This is a genomic window from Campylobacter concisus (assembly GCF_003049705.1).
Lineage (GTDB): Bacteria > Campylobacterota > Campylobacteria > Campylobacterales > Campylobacteraceae > Campylobacter_A > Campylobacter_A concisus_AR.
In genome coordinates this window covers 139,791-158,353 of record NZ_PIRF01000002.1, presented here as the reverse complement: position 1 = coordinate 158,353, position 18,563 = coordinate 139,791, and the positions used below count along the sequence as shown (strand labels likewise).

Sequence of the window (18,563 nt, the reverse complement as noted above, 5' to 3'; positions counted from 1 at the left end):
TTACAACAAAAAATCAATATCCAATTATTTTATTAAGGCTCTTTTTTTCTTTACTCCAGCCTTTTTTAACGATTACATCGAGTTTTAAAAAGACCTTTGTTCCGGTTAAATTTTGTATTAACTTTCTTGCAAAAATTCCTATTCGTTTTATCGTTTCACCATTCTTACCGATGATCATACTTTTATGAATTTCACGCTCAGTGATGATACTTGCAAAAATTTCAGTAATGCCAGGTTTTTCTTTTACGCTTTTTATGATCGCATCACTAAGATAAGGGATCTCGTCACTTAAATTTTCATATATCGCTTCTAGTATAAATTCTCTAAAAATTTCTTTTTCATTTGTCGGCGTGAGAAATTCTGGATCGTAAAAATATTCATGCTCTGGCAAAAGCTTGCAAATTTCATCAAGAAGCGGCTTTTTATAGGTAGGCTGCTTGGTGCTAAAAGTAAGCAGAGCTGCAAATTTATCTTGAAATTTTTGATACTTAGTAATCTTTTCAAGTACCTTTGCATTTGAGCTCTCATCGACTTTTGTTAGCACTAAGATGTGCGGTTTTTCAGGATTTAGAGCTAGAAATTTCTCGTAGTCACTTGTGTCATCATAGATAGGTGCTAAAAATACGATGAGATCGCAGTCTCCCATCGATTTTATAGCTTGGCTAATTAGTAGTTGATTTATCGCCTTGTTGCTCTCGTGAAGTCCAGGTGTGTCGGTGAAGATGATCTGATCTTCACCATTCATCACGATGCCATTTATCTTTCTGCGAGTTGCGTTTTGTTTATGCGAGACGATAGCTATCTTTTCGTTTAATAAGGCATTTAAAAATGAGCTTTTGCCAGCATTTGTGCGTCCTATGATGCTAACAAAGCCTGATTTCAAAGTATGTACCTCGCTAGATCTTGATCCTCAACCACGTCTTTTAGGCGCTCTTTTACGAGCTCTTTTGTCACATTTATCTTCTCGCCGCTCTTTTCGCTCGCCTCAAAGCTGATATCTTCTATCACGCGCTCGATCACCGTATGAAGGCGTCTAGCGCCGATATCCTCCATCTTTTCATTTGCAGCATGAGCGATCCTAGCTATCTCTTTTATCGCTTCATCGTCAAATTCTAGCTCAACATTTTCGGTTGAGAGTAGGGCGATGTATTGTTTTAAAAGCGAATTTTTGGGCTGAGTTAAAATTTGATAAAGTGCATCTTCATCAAGGCTATCAAGCTCCACTCTTAGTGGAAAACGCCCTTGAAGCTCAGGGATGAGATCGCTTGGCTTGCTTATATGAAAGGCACCAGCCGCGATAAATAAAATGTGATCTGTCTTTAAATTTCCAAATTTGGTATTTACATTAGAGCCCTCAACGATAGGCAACAAGTCTCTTTGCACGCCTTCTTTGCTAGGATCCTGCCTGTTTGAGCTACCTGAGCCGACGGCTACCTTATCGATCTCGTCTATAAAGATGATACCTTCGTTTTCAGCCCTTCTTAAAGCCTCAGTTTTTACGCTCTCAAGGTCTAAAATTTTATCATTTGCTTCACTTTGAAGAGCTTTTTTAGCGTCTTTTACCTTCATCTCTTTTTTGATGTTTTTACCGCCGATGCCAATTATCTTTATAAAGCTCTCTTGCATCTGCGCCATATCAGGTGGCACGTTTGAGCCAGCCTCAAGCGGGTTTTGCTGCACCTCTATCTCGATGCTTAGCTCATTAAGCTCGCCGTTTCTTAGCCTATTTAGCATCTTTTCATAGCTCTTTGCGTACTCTGCTTGCTTCTCCTCGCTTGCTCCTTTTGGCAGTGGTGGCAAAAGTTTTGAGACGATCTTTTCTTCGATGTAGGCGTTGATTTTATCTTGATTTTTCTCACTTTGCTCGTTTTTTACGAGATTATATGATGCCGTAGCAAGGTCTCTTACCATGCTCTCAACATCACGGCCAACAAAGCCAACCTCAGTATATTTACTAGCCTCAACCTTGATAAATGGCAGACCCATCATCTTTGAAAGACGCCTTGCGATCTCAGTTTTACCAACGCCAGTTGAGCCGATCATCAAGATGTTTTTTGGCATGATGTCATCTTGCAAGCTCTTTTCAAGCTTCATACGGCGATATCTGTTGCGAAGTGCGATCGCTATGATCTTCTTGGCGTCCTTTTGACCGATCACATAGTCATCTAAAAATTTAACAATTTCTCTTGGTGTTAAGTTCATTTTCTCTCTTATTCTAAAACATAAGTTTTGATGTTTGTATTTGTATAGATGCAAATTTCGCCAGCGATCTTAAGGCTCTCTTTGACTAGCTCTTCTTCGTCGATATCAGCAAATTTATCTAAGGCACGGGCTGCTGAAAGGGCGTAGTTGCCGCCGCTTCCGATAGCTGCTATCTTGCCATCTTCTGGCTCGACCACATCTCCAGTGCCACTAAGTAAGAAAATTTTATCCCTATCAAGCACAAGCATCATCGCCTCAAGCTTTCTTAGATACTTGTCTTTGCGCCACTCTTTGCTAAATTCTATCACCGCCTTTAGCAAATCACCCTTCGTATGCTCTAAATTTTTCTCAAACATATCAAAAAGATTAAACGCATCAGCAGTGCTGCCAGCAAAGCCAGCTAGGACTTTGCCGTTGTGAATTTTGCGAATTTTTACGGCATTGCCTTTTAAGACGGTATTTCCAAAGCTCACCTGTCCGTCTCCGCCGATGACTGATTTGTTTTTGCCTTTGTAGGCTAAGATGGTTGTCGCATGAAACATCTACTCTCCTTGCACATCAACCTTTAAGCTCGCATTTATCGAGTGTCCAAGCTTTACATGAACGTCATAAAGGCCGACTGCTTTTAAGTGAGTGTCCATGTCGATCGCTCTTTTCTCGACTACTAAATGGTGAGTTTTTTCAAGCTCTGCTGCGATCTCTTCTTTTGAAACTGAGCCAAAAAGCGAGCCATTTGCACCAAGAGTTTTCTTGATGACAACTGTCACTTTTTCAAGCTTTTCTTTAAGTTTTTCTAAATTTGCAATCTCATATTTTAGCTCTTCAGCCTTTCTTTTTTGAGCTGCTTCATATTGGCGAAGAACGTCTGGAGTAGCTGCTTTTGCAAAGCCTTTGCCGATTAAGAAGTTATTGCCATAGCCGTCTTTTACCTCTTTTATCTCACCAGCTTTACCAAGCGCCTTTACATCTTTTATTAATAATACTTTCATTTTTTTCCTTTTAAATTTTATTTCTTAGTCAAATTTTCGCCCATTTTTGCGTGCGATTATAAAGCGAAGTGCATTTAGTTTGATAAATCCTTCTGCATCTTTTTGATCATAAACGCTGTCTTCTTCAAATGTGCAGTATGCCTCACTAAATAGATTATCATCTTTGCTGCTTCTGCCAAGGATAGTCACGTTGCCTTTATAAAGCTCAACTTTTACAGAGCCATTTACGTACTCTTGGCTCTTATCGATGAGAGCTTGGAGCATATTTCGCTCAGGTGACCACCAGTAGCCATTATAAATTAGCTCGGCGTATCTTGACATGATCTCATCTTTTAAGTGAGCTGCACCGCGGTCAAGCGTGATGCTCTCGATCGCTCTATGGGCTTTTAGCATTATCGTACCACCTGGAGTTTCGTAGCATCCGCGACTCTTCATACCAACTGAGCGATTTTCTACGATATCAAGTCTGCCAATGCCGTGTTTTGCGCCAAGGCGGTTTAGCTCGGTTAAAATTTCAGCTGGGCTCATTTTTTTGCCATTTATACTAACTGGATCGCCTTTTTCATAGCCTATCTCAATGATCTCGCTTTTATCTGGAGCATCTTTTGGGCTTACTGTCCATCTCCACATATCATCTTCTGGTGCGTGACTTGGGTCTTCAAGCACTAGACCTTCATAGCTTATGTGAAGTAAATTTGCGTCCATTGAGTATGGGCTTTTGCCTGGTTTTTTGGTGATATCTATGCCGTTTTTCTCAGCATATGCCAAAAGTTTTTCGCGGCTATTTAGATCCCACTCGCGCCATGGAGCTATAATAGTTAGGTTGTCGCCGAGCGCGTAGTATCCAAGCTCAAAGCGAACTTGGTCGTTGCCTTTGCCTGTTGCTCCGTGGCTCACGCCATCAGCACCAACAAGTCTTGCGATCTCGCTTTGGCGTTTTGCTATTAGTGGGCGAGCGATTGATGTGCCAAGTAGATACTCGCCCTCGTAGACCGCATTGGCTCTAAACATTGGAAATACATAATCACGTACAAATTCTTCTCTTAAATCTTCAATAAAAATATTTTCAGGTTTCACGCCAAGTGCTAGGGCTTTTTTACGTGCAGGCTCTAGCTCTTCGCCTTGGCCGATGTCAGCTGTAAATGTGACTACTTCGCAGTTATATTCATCTTGAAGCCATTTTAAAATGATACTTGTGTCAAGTCCGCCAGAGTATGCTAAAACCACTTTTTTTACGTCTTTTTTCATAGCTCTTCCTTTTTTTAAAATGGTCGTATTTTAGCCTAAATTGATTAATTTTTAATAAACTAATTTAATAAATAATGTAAGTTTTTTCTTAGAAAATTTTATAAAAAATAATACTATATTAAAATTATGATAATTAATATTGTTTTAAAAGATACTTTGTTAAATTTCAAACTTTTTCAAATTAAATTTAAAAGGATAGTCGTGAGAAAAACAAAATTTATTGCCATCTGCCTTAGTGTTTGTGTGGCAAATTCACTCTTTGGAGCAGAGCATAAAGACAATAACGAAACAAGGCTTGATGGTGTTGTAGTAAGTGCGAGTGGCTTTTCGCAGCAGATAAAAGAAGCACCTGCGAGCATAAGCGTGATAGGTGGTGACGAGCTTACAAAAGATAGCTTTACTTCACTTCACTCAATCGCCCAGAAAGTGCCAGGCGTAAATGTCGTCGGTGGCGAGGATGGTCCAGCCAGCGGTATCTCGATACGCGGTATGGAAAGCTCTCAAACGCTAGTTTTGATTGATGGTAAAAGAGTAAATTCAAGCAGCGCAAATCCAAAGGGCGGAGCAGGGGATATGAACTCAAATTTCATCCCACCAGCTGAAGCAATCGAGCGTATAGAGGTTATCCGTGGTCCTATGAGTTCGCTTTATGGTAGCGACGCAGTTGGAGGTGTGATAAATATCATTACCAAAAAGGATTTTTCAAAATTTAGTGGCAACGTCGGCATTTCAACCACTATAAACACTCACAAAGGCATAGGAGATGGCAGGCAAGGCGACTTTTATCTAAATTTACCTCTTTATAAAGACCTTTTTGCACTTCAGCTTTGGGGATATAAAAAGCTAAGAGATGAGGACAACTATAAAGGCGGTTATCAAAAGAGCGATAAGAGGAATTTAAGTGCAAAACTTTGGATCACTCCAGATGAGCACAATAAATTTTTCATCCTTGGATCAAACGAAAGGCATGATTACTCAAGAACTGTTGGAAAGTCAGCCACTACTAGAACAAATAGACTTCTAAATGCCTATGACTATGAGAAAAAGAGCTATGGCGTGGGCTATCTTGGCGAATTTGATAACCTAAATGTCGATCTTAGCTACATTTATGATCAGACGCAAAGAACGAGCCTTTTTGATAAATTCATACCTGCAAAAGCTAAAAATTACAACTTTAATTCAAAATTTACAACCTTTCTTGGTGCTCACGCACTAACTTTTGGCTATGACTTTAGCAAACAAAATGTCGGCACGACCTTCATCGTCTCAAACGCCTCAAAAAATGGCCTCGAAAGTCCAAAAAGCTACTCGATGAGTGAGCATGCTGGATTTATCGAGGATGAGTGGCAAATTTTAGAAGAGAAGCTATTTTTAACGCTTGGCTCAAGGCTTACGCACAACGAATTCTTTGGCAACCACCTCTCGCCAAGAGCCTATCTAGTCTATAACGCTACAGATACATTAAGCCTAAAAGGTGGCGTAGCAACTGGCTATAAAACGCCAAATGTCAATCAAATCTCCCCAGAAGTAGGCACTATCCAGGGTGGCTGGAGAATAGTTGATTTTGGAAACAAAGATCTAAAGCCAGAAAAAAGTATAACTTACGAAGTTGGTGCATATTATGACAATCAGGCTGATTTTAGAGGCTCGGTAACGCTTTTTAGAAATGAGTTTAAAGATAAGATCCTAGACACTGATGGCAGTAATGTCAATAAAATTCCTGCCTTTGGCACTTGCGCAGGTGCACCACACGTTAATTGTCCTGGCTGGGGAACTTACTTTAACATAGAAGGTGCAACTGTTTGGGGAGTGGAGTTAAGCGGAGACTATGACGTTCTTTCAAATCTAAATCTAAGCTCAAACTACACCTATAATAAGTCAAAGATAAAAACTGGCAACCCAACGATAAATACGCCAAGAGGCCCTATGAAATTTAGTGAGACAAATCTTGGCAGACTTGATGCAAAAAGCCTTACAGCAACGCCAGAGCACGCATTTCATGCAACACTTGCTTATAAGCCAATTAAGAGCGTAAAAACATTCTTCACCACAAACTATGAGAGCAAGCTTACTAGCGTGAAATTTGGCCCTGGCAACAAAGTGAGTGAAAATGACAAAAATTTACTCACATTTGATACAGGTGTAAGCTGGGATGCAAATAAACACCTAACACTTAGCCTAAATGCCTACAATATCTTTGATAAAGTAAGATACGATGAGGCGCTAGCAGACGACGGCAACTACTACTGGTATCCGCAAGAGGGTAGGAGATTTTGGTTTAAGGTCGCTGCAAAATGGTAAGAGCGTTTAAATTTTTGCTTTTTACGCTTGGTGTGGCACAGACTTTGCACGCAGGACCCAGCCAAACGCCTGAGCCACTTAGCCAAAAAGCTGCTAGTAAATTTGAAATTTCAACCTTTAAAATGAGCGCAAATGATGAAATTTATAAAATTTTCACAGCCAAGCTAAAGGGGCAAAATGAGTTTAAAAATGTACTCTATCTACTGGATGCAAATGCCCAGTTTAACATGCTTTTAAACGAATTTGATGGCTCTTTTGCCCCGCTAATAATAGGCATAGGATATGATACAGACAAAAGCTACGAGGTAGAAAAACGCACAAGAGATCTCACACCAAAAGCAAAGGGTGAGGAATTTGACAAAGGTGGCAGCGCAGATGCGTTTTACTATTTTTTGACAAGAAATTTAGTGCCGCTTATCGATCAGAAATTTAACGTGCAAGACCTCCCAAGAAGCCTTTATGGACACTCTTTTGGCGGTCTTTTTACGCTTTATGCCATGCTTAAAAATGAGGGTATTTTTCAAAATTTCTTTATCGCTTCACCATCTCTTTGGTGGGGCGAGTCTGAGATATTAAAACAAAACGTGAGAGAGGGTAAATTTAAAGAGAAAATAAGAGCTAAATTTGTCTTTCTTAGCGTTGGCGAGCTTGAAAAGAGAAAAGGCAAAACAGACAAAGCTGGAACTTTAAAGGCGAGCGATCTAGCTCAAATTTTAAAGCAAAGTGGCATAAATTCCCACTTTGAGCTTTTTAAAAATGAAACCCACGGCAGCGTCATACCTCTAAATTTAAAAGAGCTTTTAAAATATCTGAAGGATTAAAAATTTAAGGCTATTTTTGTTAAAATCCGCCTCATGAGAGTAGATAAATTTTTAAACGTAGTAAATATCACCAAAAGGCGTGCCGTTAGCGAAGATATGTGCAAAAGCGGTGTTGTGAGCATTAACGGCGCGCAGGCAAAAGCGGCAAAAGATGTAAAGATCGGCGATGTTATTACCATCAAATTTCTAGCTCGTGAGGCGAGATACGAGGTGCTAGCGATACCAACTACAAAAAGCATACCAAAAAGCGCTCAAAGCGAATATGTAAAAGAGCTTTGATGGTTTTTGAGCTTTTAGAAAATGAGCTTGACGAGCTTGTGCGGGTGCTGCCAAAAAGTGGCGTGATGTTGCTAAGTGGCGATCTAGCAAGTGGCAAAACGACGCTTGTAAAGGCTATTATCAAGGCTCACGGCATAGATGAGAGTGTGACATCGCCGACATTTTCTTTGATGCAAATTTATGGTAAAGATATCTACCACTACGACATCTATCAGATTGGATTTGATGGGATGGCCAAAAATGGTCTTTTTGAAAATTTATTTGAAGAGGGGCTTCACTTGGTAGAGTGGGGCGATGAAAATTTAGAAAAAGCTCTAAAGAAAAACGGCGAGAGCTATACGATGATAAAAATTTCTCCTAGCAAAAATGGCAGAAAATACGAGGTTATAAGTGCATAAACTAGAAGTAAAAGATCTAAAAAAGACGATCAAAAAAACTGAAATCATAAAAGGCATATCTTTAGAGGTAAATAGTGGCGAAGTGGTGGGGCTTCTTGGACCAAATGGTGCTGGAAAGACGACTACTTTTTATATGATCTGTGGGCTCATCTCGCCAACTAGCGGAGATGTCTTTTTGAATGATCAAAAGATCACAAGCGTCCCGCTTCATAAAAGGGCACACCTTGGCATCGGCTATTTACCGCAAGAGTCAAGCATATTTAAAGAGCTAAGTGTAGAAGAAAATTTACTTCTTGGAGCTGAAATTTTAGACCAAAACGCAGAAGAGATCTCTAAAAAAGTAAATGAGATGCTAAATATGCTAAATATTGAGCCTATCCGCCTAAGAAAGGGCGTTAGCCTAAGTGGCGGCGAGCGCAGACGCTGTGAGATCGCTAGAAGTCTCATCATAAAGCCAAAATTTTTACTGCTCGATGAGCCATTTGCTGGTGTTGACCCGATCGCAGTTAGCGACATCCAAAGTATCGTTAGAGACCTTAAAAAGCTAGGTATCGGCGTTTTGATAACAGACCACAACGTCCGTGAGACGCTAGCCATTTGCGACAGAGCCTACGTTATCAAAGATGGCTCACTTCTAGCAAGTGGCAGTGCGAGTGAGGTAGCAAACAACAAGCTCGTTAGAACGCACTATCTTGGCGAAGAATTTAAGCTGCTTGAGTAGATGATGCTAAGGCAAAAGCAAACTTTAGCGCCAAAGATCAAACTAAACCAAACGCTAAGAAGCTGGCTTCCCATACTTCAAAGCGGGCTTGATGAGCTAAAAGAGACGCTTGAGCCTTTTATAAAAGACAATCCATTTGCCACGATTGAGCATAAAAATTTAGAAAAAAGCGAAAAAAAGCGAAATTTTTTTGAGCAAGTTAGCAAAAACTCGGTTAGCGATAGCATCGAGGCTTTAAGCATCTATAAAGAAAGCCTCTATGAAAAGCTAACTAGTCAAATCAATCCACCACTTTTTCCCACGCAAAAGTCACAAGATATCGCATATAAGATCATCGAGTGCTTAGACGATGAGGGCTATTTTTCTTATGATGATGAAATTTTTGCGGGCTTTAATGAGGGCGAAGTAGAGCTGGTTAGAGCGAGATTTGCCTACCTTGAGCCCTGTGGCGTGGGCGCAAAGGATGTAAAAGAGAGCTTTTTATTTCAGCTAAGCGAGGCAGAAGCAAGTGAAGAGATCATAGAGTGCGCAAAAAAGATCATCTTAAATTTTGAAAATATAGAAAAACTTAGAAAGCTTAAATTCTATGACGACGCACTAAAAATAATAAAGAAATTTAAAAATCCACCAGCCATTGAGTATCTTGAAGATGAAAAAGAGGCGGTGCCTGATATCTTTGTGCTAAGCACGAGTAGTGGCATAAGCGTGCAGATAAATGACGAGTACTATCCAGAAATTTTAGTCGATACCGAGGGGCTAGACGAGAAAGAGGCCTTTGTAAGCTCACGCATAAAAGAGGCCAGCGAGCTAATTGACGCCCTTGAGATGAGAAAGGCGACACTTTATAAGATAGGGCTCATGATAGTTGAGTATCAGTATGACTACTTTTTGGGCGGCGACATAAAGCCTATGAAGCTAAAAGACCTAGCTGACGAACTTGGGCACAACCCATCAACCATCTCAAGAGCGATCGCAAACAAATATCTAAGCTGTTCAAGAGGTACGGTCGCACTTAAAAATTTCTTCGCAACTGGCTTTGACGAGGAGACTTCAAATGCCGCGATAAAGGAATTTTTACTAGAGCTTATTAAAAACGAAGATCATAAAAAGCCACTTTCTGATCTAAAAATCCAAGAGCTAATCCAAGCTAAATTTAACATCCAAATCGTTCGCCGAACCATCACCAAATACCGCAAAATCCTAAACATCGGCAGCTCAAGCCAGCGAAAAAGAGTCTATCAGATAAACGGCTAACTACCACTCATTTACAGCAAAAAGTATGGCCTTGCGCATCTGCGCAAAAAGCTCGTTGCTAAGCTCTTCGTACTCTTTACCACGTTTTTTATATTGTGCCATGCCCGCTGCATCGTCGTTCCAAGAGCCCATACCGCCAAAGACATCAGCTAAGCTTGCCGCAGCAAAAAGGGCTAAATTTTTCTTTGGCATAAGCGGCGCATTAAATATCTTTTGATCATCATTGTTTAAAGATCCAAGTGATTTTAAAGCCCTGCAAAAACACTCACCAAAATTCTCACACTCTATCTCATCTGCAAAGGCTGCTATCTTGGTAAGTATGGCCATAAAAGCCTCTGTGTTGTCGCTAAAATTTTCTAAATTTACATCTTTTTCAAGACCAAATTCTTTATATATTATGTCCCAGCCTCTTTGATCTTTGTTGTATTTCCAGTAGGGCACGAAGCAGCTCATGTGCTGTTTAAAAATGCAGATGATCGATTTTGCGGTAGAGTTTGAAAAGCTAAGCAATAAACGTTCATCTGATGAGCCAGTTAAATTTGCAGTAAGTCTTACATCGCTTAATCCAAGTTTTAATGCGTGCTCAAACCACTCATTTACGCCATTTGCTCTATGGCCTGAGAGAAAGTGAAAATTTATACTATTTTCGTAGTTAGTGCCATTATATAGGATAGGAGAATTTGACTTTATGCCCTGCTTTGCAGCAACAATAATGGCGCATATATTAAACATTTCACCATTCATCTTTGCTCTCTTTAATAGCCCCTTGTGGCAAGCCGTGCTCTAGCCAACCATCACAAAATTTTCTTGATTTTTAAAGTATGGTTTTAGGCTCTCATAAGCAGATTGAATATTTTTAAATTTCTTTGCATATTCTTCTTGTATGAGAGGATTTTTGTTGGCGTGCCTGTCTGGGTGATAGATATTTACGAGTGAAAGATAACTTTGTCTGATGGTTTCAAAGTCATCATCTTTTTTGCAACCTAAAATCCCAAAATTTTCCTCAAGCAAATTTGCAAGCACAGAAAATCTGCTTACAAATTTAGATGAGCTTTTTATTTTTATGCCTTGTTTAAAGGCTTTGTAGTCTTTTTCATCATAGATAAAATTTACGCTAAATTTTGGATAGCTTCTTTTGTAGAGCAGTTTGTTTAATGTGTTTATGTCGTTGTCGTTTGAGATGGTGATGTTTAAAAAGTCATCATTTTTGCTAAAAGTAACATTACTTTTTACTAGACTCTCGCTGATGTAGCTAGCAAAATCTCTGCAAAGTGCATCTTTTAGCTCAAATTTGACTTCATTTTTTACAAAATTTACGTTTAGGCTAATGACTGGAGTTAGGGTATTTTTTTGAACAAAGCCAAGCTTTATGGTTTTATAGTTTGCAAAACGAATATCAAGCTTATCATCGCTTTGCTTTTCATAAAGCTTTTTTATAAATTTTAAAAAGCACTTGCGTTGCGGGATCTCGCTCTCTTCATAAAATGAAATAACCTTATTTTTATTAGATAAAATTTTTGTAAAATTTCTGCTTATCATATCTCTAAGCTCACGAAACAAAGCGTCATTATCAGTTAAAATGCTTAGAGATTCTAATGTTTGCGTAACTTTCATTGCCTACTCCACATAAAATATTACATGTTTTAGCAATAAGCATTCCAAATTTATATTTTTCTTATATCTTGGCCTTTAATGTACTCTGCAAATTCGTTTTTTAGTTTATTTTCTTTATATGAGATCGCCTCTTCTTTTGTATGAGAAACGGCTTCTTTTTGAGTTTTTTTGATCTCACCTTGCTCTTTAGTAAGTTCTTTTTTTATCTCTTTTAAACTATCGAAAAAATCATTCATTTTTGCTCCTTTTGTTTTTATCGGATTTTACTAAAACAGTTATAAAATTAAAATGAATACAATTTTTCTTTAAGGAAAGTTTAGCTAATATCTCGACTTAACTTTCTTGTGCGCTCGTAGCTCAGCTGGATAGAGCATTTGATTGCGGTTCAAAAGGTCAGAGATTCGAATTCTCTCGGGCGCACCATCTTTTTAATTCTTAATGACAAACTTCATGATTTTTATAGTAAAATAAGCAAAAAAATTAAAAGAGAAAAAATGGATTTTCAAAATATTCAAAAACAAATTTCGGTACTAAAAGAAAGTTTGACAGCATTAGAACAAAATAGTGAGCACGAGATCGGCTTGGCAGTTGGAGTTGTTGAGTTTAATAAAAATGCTGATGAACTTAAAAAAAAGCTTACAAATTTAAAAGGTGAAAGCGATTTTTTTAAAAGTGTCTTCAACACAGAGGACTATTATGAAAACATTAGTACTTATTTGGAGCAGATAAAGAGAAGCTTAAACTATAAAATTGAGAAAAACGGTGTGAGCTTTAAGGCAAATGAAAATTTACAAGAAAGCTATGTCGCCATTTTAAATATAATAGAAATTTTAGTAGCAGAGTATCAAATACAAAACAAAAATAAAGCGAAAAATCTCTTTTCTAGGACAATAGATACTACTCAAATAAAATCAATACTTGTGGAGCTAAATACTCTACAAGAGCGTATACATAATGTTTTGCATATTCATTCTAGAATTGTTTCAAATGTTATTTTGCAAAATTTTAAGATAATTTATACGTTCTTTTATAATTGTATTAAGGCTGCAAAGCAACGCAAAGATGAGCTTTTGCTAGTGGAGATCGCGGGTATAACTGACAAGATAATAACTATGATAAAACCAGTCTTTAGTGCAAAAATTTTAAACACAAATGAGCTTATTTATCATTACTTGATCTTTGAACTAAAAGAACTAAAAGCTTGTGCGATAGGCGAGGAGCTAGTTTAAAATTTTATCAATTATCTCTTTTGCTCCATTTGGCAAAAGGATATCTTTTAGAGCTTTACTGCTTTTGTTTAGATCAAAATTTTCTATCATTCTTATAACTTCGTCTTTGTCTAAAATTTCTCCATTTTGCAAGCAAATTTCAGCAATGCCTTTATCTTTTAAAAATTTAGCGTTATAAAGCTGATGATTACCAGCAGCATAAGGAAATGGCACAAAGATAGATGGCAAAGCATTTGCGCAAAGCTCCCAAAGCGAGCTAGCTCCTGCTCTTGATATGGCAAGGTCAGCCTTGCTCATCTTATTTTCTATCTCTTTACTAAATTCAAAAATTTCTAAATTCGTTTCATTAAAGCCAAGTTCATCATATCTTTTTTTAAGTTCATCAAAGCCGTTTTTACCACATTGATGAATTATATTTATGCCTTTTTCTTTAAGATATGGAGCTAAATTTATAGCTAGTTCATTTATCGCTTTTGCGCCTTGCGAGCCGCCCAAAAACAAAATAGTCTTTAGCTCTTCTCTCATTCTTGCACTATCGAAAAATTTCTTTGCCACAGGGTAAGGGTAGGGCGAAGCTTCATCATAAGAGCTAAAAAAGCCTTTCGCGTAGGGCTTTAAAATTTTATTTAGTTTGCCCATTACAGCATTTTGTTCGTGGATAAAAAGCGGCACTTTTGAGATAATGGCTGCAATGGCTGCTGGAGCTGCTGAATAGCCACCAACGCTAATGACTGCCTTAACGTCATTTTGCTTAAAAATTTTTCTACATTTTAAAGCAAGATTTACGATATTTGTTAGTGATTTTAGTTTAGCAAAGCCTCTTTTATTTACAACGCCACTACTTGGCAAGAAAAATTTTTGTAAAAAATTCTCGTCATTTTCAAACCAAAATTTATCTTGCCCACTAGTTGAGCCGATAAAAATGGGCTTAATATCTCGTCTATTTAGCTCCTCACAAAAGCTTCTTGCGATCGCTAAATGCCCACCAGTGCCTCCACCGCAAATAACAATCATAATTTTGCCCTTTTACTAACCATCAAAACCATGCCGATACCAATACAAATCGCAAGCACGGAGCTACCGCCGTAACTAAGAAATGGCACAGCAATACCTTTGATAGGCGTGATCGATGTGATGCCATAGCTATTCATTAAAAATGAAAACGATAAGATAAGCCCGACACCAAGCGTAAATAGATGATATACCTTATTTTCGCTTCTAGCTGAAATTCTAAAAATTCTATAAAGTAGCGTTATAAATATAGCTACGATACACAAAATACCAAATACACCGACCTCTTCAGCGATACCAGCTAGCACAAAGTCAGTATGAACCTCGCTTAAAAAGCCGAGCTTAAAGATACCAGCGCCAAGCCCTTCGCCGAAAAATTCGCCATGTTTTATAGCATTTAATGAGTGAGAAATTTGATATGGCTCTGGTGCATCAGCTACTCTTAATACATCTGCAACGCTGTCAGGCAAGAAAGAAAGCACCATATTTTGTATCGTGCCCCACCATGACTTTATACGTAAAATTCTATGCTCAGAGCTGATTATCGCTACTGTCATAACAAAAGCAGCTCCTAAGATACCGATGCTAAAAAGTCTCGCACTTGCTCCTGCGAAAAGTGCCATCGTCACAAATGTAAGTGCCAACACGACCACCTGACCAAGGTCATTTTGCATAACAGCGATAAGAAAGATGGCAACACCAAAAAGAATAATATAAGGCATAAGTATCTTAATCTCATCTAGCAGGGTCCTTTTGCCTTCACTAAATTTTCTAGTAAAACTCCAAGCCAAGAAGTAGACAAAACCGATTTTAAAAAACTCAACTGGAGCTAGTGAAAAACCAGGTAGCCTGATCCAACGCCTAGCACCACCAGCGTCAGTCACCATTGAAGCTGGCAATGCATGCATTAGCCCCATGGCGATACCGCAAGATATAAGAAGGCCAAATCCTATCCAAACAAGCGTCTTTTCAGGATTGAGCCTAGAAAGCCACCACATAATGAAAATTCCGATACAACCAACAATAAATTGGCGGATAAAAAAGTGAAATTCGTCGTAATTAAAAAATAAAACCGTAAAAACTGGCAAGGATAGTGAAAAAATAATGCTTATAGCGATCAAAGTCGAACAAAGATAGAAAATGATCTTATCAACTGCCAAAATTTAACTCCAAGTTTAAAAAGTGCCAAAGTATAATAAAAAACGGCTTACAAAGATATTATTTGCTATAATTGCAGGCTTTAAGGAAGGGTATGAAGATAGGTATATTTGACTCAGGACTTGGTGGACTGAGCGTCTTAAATGAAGCTTTAAGCAAGCTTAGTGAGCATGAATTTTTATATTACGCAGACGTTAAAAATGTCCCGTATGGACAAAAGAGTAGGGATGAGATCTTAAAATTTAGCTTTGATGCGGTGAAATTTCTCATAGAAAATGGCGCAAACGCCGTTGTAATAGCTTGTAACACGGCAACAAGCGTAGCGATAAAAGAGCTTAGAGCAAATTTAAGCGTGCCGATCATCGGCATGGAGCCAGCCGTAAAAAAGGCTCATGACTTAAGCCATAATGATGCTTTAAAAACGCTTGTCATAGCCACTCCAGTCACCGTAAATGGTGCAAAACTAAAAGAGCTGATCGCAAATTTACACGCAAAAGATAAGACTGAGTTACTTGCACTGCCTCGCCTTGTAAATTTTGCTGAAAATGGGAAATTTGACACCGAGAATGTGAAATCATATCTAAAAGAAGAGTTAGCCAAATTTGATCTAAGCAAATTTGGCTTTTTGGTGCTTGGCTGCACGCACTTTAACTATTTTAAAGATAGCCTAAGAGAAATTTTGCCGTCAAATATAAGCATAATTGATGGCAATGAAGGGACAATAAATCGCCTCATAAGTGAGCTTGGACTAAAAATTTCTACTTTAGATCAAGCCCCAAAAATTAGATTTTTCTATTCTGGTGATGAAGTATTCAGTAAATTTGAGCTAGATAAAATTTCAAGAAATTTAGCTAGATTAGAGAAGATGAGAGAGATTTACTAGACTAAATTTAGCTAAAACCTTGAGCAAAATTTTAGAAAATACATTAAATTTTGCATACTTTTATATGTATTTAGCCTTTTCTTTGCTTTATTATATAGACCACGCTTATTACTACAACCACCACCAAAAGAGCGATCGTGATTATTAAAAGTGTCTGTTTATCAGGATTTGAGCCTAAAAAATAGCCAACTCCAAGCAAAACAGCACACCAAATCCCAGCACCAAGCGTGGTAAATAGGCAAAATCTAAAAATATTCATCTTAGCAAGTCCAGCTGGTAGGCTGATGTATTGACGAATGCCAGGAATCAGACGTGAGTTAAATGTAGAAATTTCGCCGTGTTTATTGAAAAATGCCTCAAATTTATCCATTTTTTCGTGAGTGATTCCCACAAATTTGCCGTATTTTAAAACGATCTCGCGACCAAAAAAGTAGCAAAGATAATAGTTAAAAATAGCGCCAAGCAGGCTTCCAAGCGTGCCTGCAATAAAGGCCAAAATTAAACTCATTTCACCTTTATGCGCCAAATAGCCAGCCGGTATCATTGCGACCTCGCTTGGAAATGGAAAAAACGAGCTTTCTAAAAACATCATCACAAATATGCCAGCATAACCCCAGCTACTTACGCTCGCAACTATAAAATCAATAACATCATACAGCATTTAAATTCCTGAAAAATTTTAAAGTGAGCCATTTTAGCAAAGCATAGCTTAAGCTTTTTGACAAAAAACAAAGAGAGTTTATAGCTTATTAAAACCAGATGAAAGTAGAAACAAAATAGGGCGAAAGCTCGCCCCGTTTTTAAAATGCAGGTATAACTTCGCCTTTATAGCGAGTAATGATGAAATTTTTAGTATCAGGGCTAAGTACCGCATCAACTAAAGCTTTGATTTTAGGGTTATTTTCATTACCAGCCTTTGTGACGATGATGTTAGCATAAGGACTGTTGGCGTCTTCAAGCAAAAGTGCGTCTTTTGCCACGCTCATGCCAAGATCAAGGACGAAATTTGTACTAATGGCAGCGATATCGACATCATCAAGCGTTCTTGGTATCTGAGCACCCTCAAGCTCTACAAACTGTAAATTTTTAGAATTTTTAGTTATGTCATTTATAGTTGCAACTTTTACGTTTTTATCAATTTCTATAAGACCAGCTTTTTCTAAAATTCTAAGTGCTCTATTACCATTTGATGGATCGTAAGCGATCGCAACTTTTGCACCATCTTTTAACTCTTTTATGTTTTTTATCTTTTTAGAGTAAAAGCCAAGTGGCTCGACGTGGACATTTGCAACACTTACAAGATGCAAGCCTCTAGCCTTGTTTTGCTCCTCAAGATATGGTAAATGCTGAAAGAAATTTGCATCCAAGCTGCCATCTTCTGTGGCGACATTTGGGATAGAGTAGTCCGAAATTTCAGAGATAACAAGGTCGTAGCCTTTATCTTTTAGCTTTGGCTTTACAAATTCTAAAATTTCAGCGTGTGGTACTGGCGAGACGCCAACTACTATAGTGTGGTCCTTGTCGGCTGCGTGAAGGCTTAGAGCAACTAAAGATGCGGTTAAAAGTTTGATAAATTTCATTGTTTTTCCTTTTTTATTTGGTTTAAGCGACGCTAAAAAGGTAAAAGCTTTTACGTCGCTTATTTAAAATTTTAATTAAAATGCTGGAAGAATAGCGCCGTTGTATTTGATCTCAATAAATTTTTTAACTTCTGATGAGTTTATTGCTTTATCAAGAGCCTTTATTTTAGGACTATTTTCGTTACCAGACTTTACTACAACGTAGTTTACATACGGGCTATTTTTGCTTTCAAGCACAAGTGCGTCTTTTACCGGATTAAGATTAGCATTTAGAGCATAGTTTGTATTAATAACCGCGATAGTAACGTCATCAAGTGTTCTTGGTACTTGAGCAGTCTCTATCTCTTCAAATTTAAGCTTTTTAGGGTTATCAACTATATCAAGCGGAGTTTTTAGTGGATTATTGTTTAGCTTAATAAGTCCAGCATTTGCAAGGATATCTAAAGCACGGCTTTCATTTGTCGGATCATTTGGGATAGATACAGTCGAACCATCTTTTAGATCTTTGATGTCTTTTATCTTTTTAGAATAAACTCCCATTGGTTCAAGATGAACGCCAACTGTTTTTATAAGATGAGTGCCTTTGTTTTTGTTAAATTCTTCAAGATATGGAAGGTGCTGAAAGAAATTTGCATCTAAATCGCCATCTTCTGTTGCAAGGTTTGGCGTAGTGTAGTCGTTAAATTCTTTGATCTCAAGCGTATAGCCATCTTTTGCCAAAATAGGCTTTACAACCTCCAAAATTTCAGCATGTGGGATAGGTGTAGCACCGACGATTATTGCTTTTGACTTGTCAGCAGCATTTGCGCTAACGCTAAGGCCTAGGGCAACTAGAGAGGTAAGAAGTAGTTTTTTCATTTATTATCCTTTTTTAA

The 18,563-nt window shown here is 38.0% G+C and carries 21 protein-coding genes and 1 tRNA gene; 9 read left to right on the top strand and 13 right to left on the bottom strand.

Annotated features, from left to right (window positions below):
- Positions 1 to 13: 13 nt before the first annotated feature.
- The 5 genes from era to CVT05_RS02535 are packed head-to-tail and all read right to left on the bottom strand — an operon-like array spanning position 14 to position 4,439.
- Positions 14 to 883 carry a GTPase Era gene (era, locus tag CVT05_RS02555; protein ID WP_107697732.1) on the bottom strand — a complete coding sequence of 290 codons (870 nt, stop codon included), beginning with the start codon at positions 881 to 883 and terminating at the stop codon, positions 14 to 16.
- A complete protein-coding gene (gene hslU / locus CVT05_RS02550) occupies positions 880 to 2,202 on the bottom strand; it encodes an HslU--HslV peptidase ATPase subunit (RefSeq protein WP_107697731.1) in 1,323 nt (440 codons plus the stop codon). Before hslU ends, era begins: the two co-directional genes overlap by 4 nt.
- An 8-nt stretch (positions 2,203 to 2,210) precedes the next feature.
- Positions 2,211 to 2,744, bottom strand: a complete 534-nt coding sequence (gene hslV, locus CVT05_RS02545) for an ATP-dependent protease subunit HslV (protein WP_021084582.1) — start codon at positions 2,742 to 2,744, stop codon at positions 2,211 to 2,213.
- A complete protein-coding gene (gene rplI / locus CVT05_RS02540) occupies positions 2,745 to 3,191 on the bottom strand; it encodes a 50S ribosomal protein L9 (RefSeq protein ID WP_107697730.1) in 447 nt (148 codons plus the stop codon).
- Between the two features lie 24 nt (positions 3,192 to 3,215).
- Positions 3,216 to 4,439, bottom strand: coding sequence for an argininosuccinate synthase (locus CVT05_RS02535; protein ID WP_107697729.1), 1,224 nt, complete (start codon positions 4,437 to 4,439; stop codon positions 3,216 to 3,218).
- 201 nt (positions 4,440 to 4,640) lie between these two features.
- Here CVT05_RS02535 and CVT05_RS02530 point away from each other — a divergent pair, with 201 nt between their 5' ends.
- The 6 genes from CVT05_RS02530 to CVT05_RS02505 are packed head-to-tail and all read left to right on the top strand — an operon-like array spanning position 4,641 to position 10,213.
- On the top strand, positions 4,641 to 6,740 hold the full coding sequence (locus tag CVT05_RS02530; RefSeq protein WP_107697728.1) for a TonB-dependent receptor domain-containing protein: 2,100 nt from the start codon (positions 4,641 to 4,643) through the stop codon (positions 6,738 to 6,740).
- The gene (locus tag CVT05_RS02525; protein WP_107697727.1) at positions 6,734 to 7,561 is read left to right on the top strand and encodes an alpha/beta hydrolase; all 828 of its coding nucleotides are present in this window, start codon (positions 6,734 to 6,736) and stop codon (positions 7,559 to 7,561) included. Before CVT05_RS02530 ends, CVT05_RS02525 begins: the two co-directional genes overlap by 7 nt.
- A 33-nt stretch (positions 7,562 to 7,594) precedes the next feature.
- Entirely contained in the window at positions 7,595 to 7,840 is a 246-nt protein-coding gene (locus CVT05_RS02520) for an RNA-binding S4 domain-containing protein (RefSeq protein ID WP_103620389.1), read from the top strand.
- Entirely contained in the window at positions 7,840 to 8,238 is a 399-nt protein-coding gene (tsaE, locus tag CVT05_RS02515) for a tRNA (adenosine(37)-N6)-threonylcarbamoyltransferase complex ATPase subunit type 1 TsaE (RefSeq protein WP_107697726.1), read from the top strand. The genes CVT05_RS02520 and tsaE overlap by 1 nt, the downstream gene beginning before the upstream one ends.
- Positions 8,231 to 8,959: an LPS export ABC transporter ATP-binding protein gene (gene lptB / locus CVT05_RS02510; protein ID WP_107697725.1), complete on the top strand. Its 729-nt coding sequence runs from the start codon at positions 8,231 to 8,233 to the stop codon at positions 8,957 to 8,959. Before tsaE ends, lptB begins: the two co-directional genes overlap by 8 nt.
- A 3-nt stretch (positions 8,960 to 8,962) precedes the next feature.
- Entirely contained in the window at positions 8,963 to 10,213 is a 1,251-nt protein-coding gene (locus CVT05_RS02505; protein WP_234400537.1) for an RNA polymerase factor sigma-54, read from the top strand.
- On the opposite strand, the gene CVT05_RS02500 is transcribed toward CVT05_RS02505, so the two are convergent.
- From CVT05_RS02500 to CVT05_RS02490, 3 genes are read right to left on the bottom strand one after another with little or no spacing between them, the layout of a single operon-like run.
- A complete protein-coding gene (locus tag CVT05_RS02500; RefSeq protein WP_107697723.1) occupies positions 10,214 to 10,957 on the bottom strand; it encodes a hypothetical protein in 744 nt (247 codons plus the stop codon). It lies immediately after the preceding gene.
- A 39-nt stretch (positions 10,958 to 10,996) separates the two neighbouring features.
- Positions 10,997 to 11,827 (bottom strand): adenylosuccinate lyase, encoded by an 831-nt coding sequence (locus CVT05_RS02495; protein WP_103559273.1) that lies wholly within the window; start codon positions 11,825 to 11,827, stop codon positions 10,997 to 10,999.
- Between the two features lie 50 nt (positions 11,828 to 11,877).
- Positions 11,878 to 12,063: a hypothetical protein gene (locus CVT05_RS02490; protein ID WP_054196631.1), complete on the bottom strand. Its 186-nt coding sequence runs from the start codon at positions 12,061 to 12,063 to the stop codon at positions 11,878 to 11,880.
- A 110-nt stretch (positions 12,064 to 12,173) separates the two neighbouring features.
- On the opposite strand from CVT05_RS02490, the gene CVT05_RS02485 reads away from it, so the two are divergent.
- Together CVT05_RS02485 and CVT05_RS02480 are read left to right on the top strand one after the other, a co-directional pair.
- Positions 12,174 to 12,250 (top strand) — tRNA-Arg (locus tag CVT05_RS02485).
- Between the two features lie 71 nt (positions 12,251 to 12,321).
- Positions 12,322 to 13,056 carry an imidazole glycerol phosphate synthase gene (locus tag CVT05_RS02480; RefSeq protein WP_107697722.1) on the top strand — a complete coding sequence of 245 codons (735 nt, stop codon included), beginning with the start codon at positions 12,322 to 12,324 and terminating at the stop codon, positions 13,054 to 13,056.
- On the opposite strand, the gene murG is transcribed toward CVT05_RS02480, so the two are convergent.
- Positions 13,048 to 14,070 (bottom strand): undecaprenyldiphospho-muramoylpentapeptide beta-N-acetylglucosaminyltransferase, encoded by a 1,023-nt coding sequence (gene murG / locus CVT05_RS02475; RefSeq protein ID WP_107697721.1) that lies wholly within the window; start codon positions 14,068 to 14,070, stop codon positions 13,048 to 13,050. The genes CVT05_RS02480 and murG overlap by 9 nt on opposite strands.
- Positions 14,067 to 15,227 carry an FtsW/RodA/SpoVE family cell cycle protein gene (locus tag CVT05_RS02470; protein WP_021091312.1) on the bottom strand — a complete coding sequence of 387 codons (1,161 nt, stop codon included), beginning with the start codon at positions 15,225 to 15,227 and terminating at the stop codon, positions 14,067 to 14,069. The genes murG and CVT05_RS02470 overlap by 4 nt, the downstream gene beginning before the upstream one ends.
- Before the next feature lie 92 nt (positions 15,228 to 15,319).
- On the opposite strand from CVT05_RS02470, the gene murI reads away from it, so the two are divergent.
- Positions 15,320 to 16,108 (top strand): glutamate racemase, encoded by a 789-nt coding sequence (gene murI, locus CVT05_RS02465; RefSeq protein ID WP_107697720.1) that lies wholly within the window; start codon positions 15,320 to 15,322, stop codon positions 16,106 to 16,108.
- Positions 16,109 to 16,178: 70 nt separating this feature from the next.
- Here murI and CVT05_RS02460 read toward each other — a convergent pair whose 3' ends face one another.
- From CVT05_RS02460 to CVT05_RS02450, 3 genes are all read right to left on the bottom strand, one after another.
- Positions 16,179 to 16,769, bottom strand: coding sequence for a DedA family protein (locus CVT05_RS02460; RefSeq protein WP_107697719.1), 591 nt, complete (start codon positions 16,767 to 16,769; stop codon positions 16,179 to 16,181).
- Positions 16,770 to 16,908: 139 nt separating this feature from the next.
- Positions 16,909 to 17,688, bottom strand: coding sequence for a MetQ/NlpA family ABC transporter substrate-binding protein (locus tag CVT05_RS02455; protein ID WP_087585897.1), 780 nt, complete (start codon positions 17,686 to 17,688; stop codon positions 16,909 to 16,911).
- A 75-nt stretch (positions 17,689 to 17,763) separates the two neighbouring features.
- Positions 17,764 to 18,546: a MetQ/NlpA family ABC transporter substrate-binding protein gene (locus CVT05_RS02450; RefSeq protein ID WP_107697718.1), complete on the bottom strand. Its 783-nt coding sequence runs from the start codon at positions 18,544 to 18,546 to the stop codon at positions 17,764 to 17,766.
- Between the last annotated feature and the right edge of the window lie 17 nt (positions 18,547 to 18,563).

Coding starts and splice junctions, on each gene's coding strand:
- hslU (WP_107697731.1), bottom strand. CDS start 2,202: ATGAACTTAACACCAAGAGAAATTGTTAAATTTTTAGATGACTATGTG.
- hslV (WP_021084582.1), bottom strand. CDS start 2,744: ATGTTTCATGCGACAACCATCTTAGCCTACAAAGGCAAAAACAAATCA.
- rplI (WP_107697730.1), bottom strand. CDS start 3,191: ATGAAAGTATTATTAATAAAAGATGTAAAGGCGCTTGGTAAAGCTGGT.
- CVT05_RS02535 (WP_107697729.1), bottom strand. CDS start 4,439: ATGAAAAAAGACGTAAAAAAAGTGGTTTTAGCATACTCTGGCGGACTT.
- CVT05_RS02525 (WP_107697727.1), top strand. CDS start 6,734: ATGGTAAGAGCGTTTAAATTTTTGCTTTTTACGCTTGGTGTGGCACAG.
- CVT05_RS02520 (WP_103620389.1), top strand. CDS start 7,595: ATGAGAGTAGATAAATTTTTAAACGTAGTAAATATCACCAAAAGGCGT.
- tsaE (WP_107697726.1), top strand. CDS start 7,840: ATGGTTTTTGAGCTTTTAGAAAATGAGCTTGACGAGCTTGTGCGGGTG.
- CVT05_RS02505 (WP_234400537.1), top strand. CDS start 8,963: ATGCTAAGGCAAAAGCAAACTTTAGCGCCAAAGATCAAACTAAACCAA.
- CVT05_RS02500 (WP_107697723.1), bottom strand. CDS start 10,957: ATGAATGGTGAAATGTTTAATATATGCGCCATTATTGTTGCTGCAAAG.
- CVT05_RS02495 (WP_103559273.1), bottom strand. CDS start 11,827: ATGAAAGTTACGCAAACATTAGAATCTCTAAGCATTTTAACTGATAAT.
- CVT05_RS02490 (WP_054196631.1), bottom strand. CDS start 12,063: ATGAATGATTTTTTCGATAGTTTAAAAGAGATAAAAAAAGAACTTACT.
- CVT05_RS02480 (WP_107697722.1), top strand. CDS start 12,322: ATGGATTTTCAAAATATTCAAAAACAAATTTCGGTACTAAAAGAAAGT.
- murG (WP_107697721.1), bottom strand. CDS start 14,070: ATGATTGTTATTTGCGGTGGAGGCACTGGTGGGCATTTAGCGATCGCA.
- murI (WP_107697720.1), top strand. CDS start 15,320: ATGAAGATAGGTATATTTGACTCAGGACTTGGTGGACTGAGCGTCTTA.
- CVT05_RS02460 (WP_107697719.1), bottom strand. CDS start 16,769: ATGCTGTATGATGTTATTGATTTTATAGTTGCGAGCGTAAGTAGCTGG.
- CVT05_RS02455 (WP_087585897.1), bottom strand. CDS start 17,688: ATGAAATTTATCAAACTTTTAACCGCATCTTTAGTTGCTCTAAGCCTT.
- CVT05_RS02450 (WP_107697718.1), bottom strand. CDS start 18,546: ATGAAAAAACTACTTCTTACCTCTCTAGTTGCCCTAGGCCTTAGCGTT.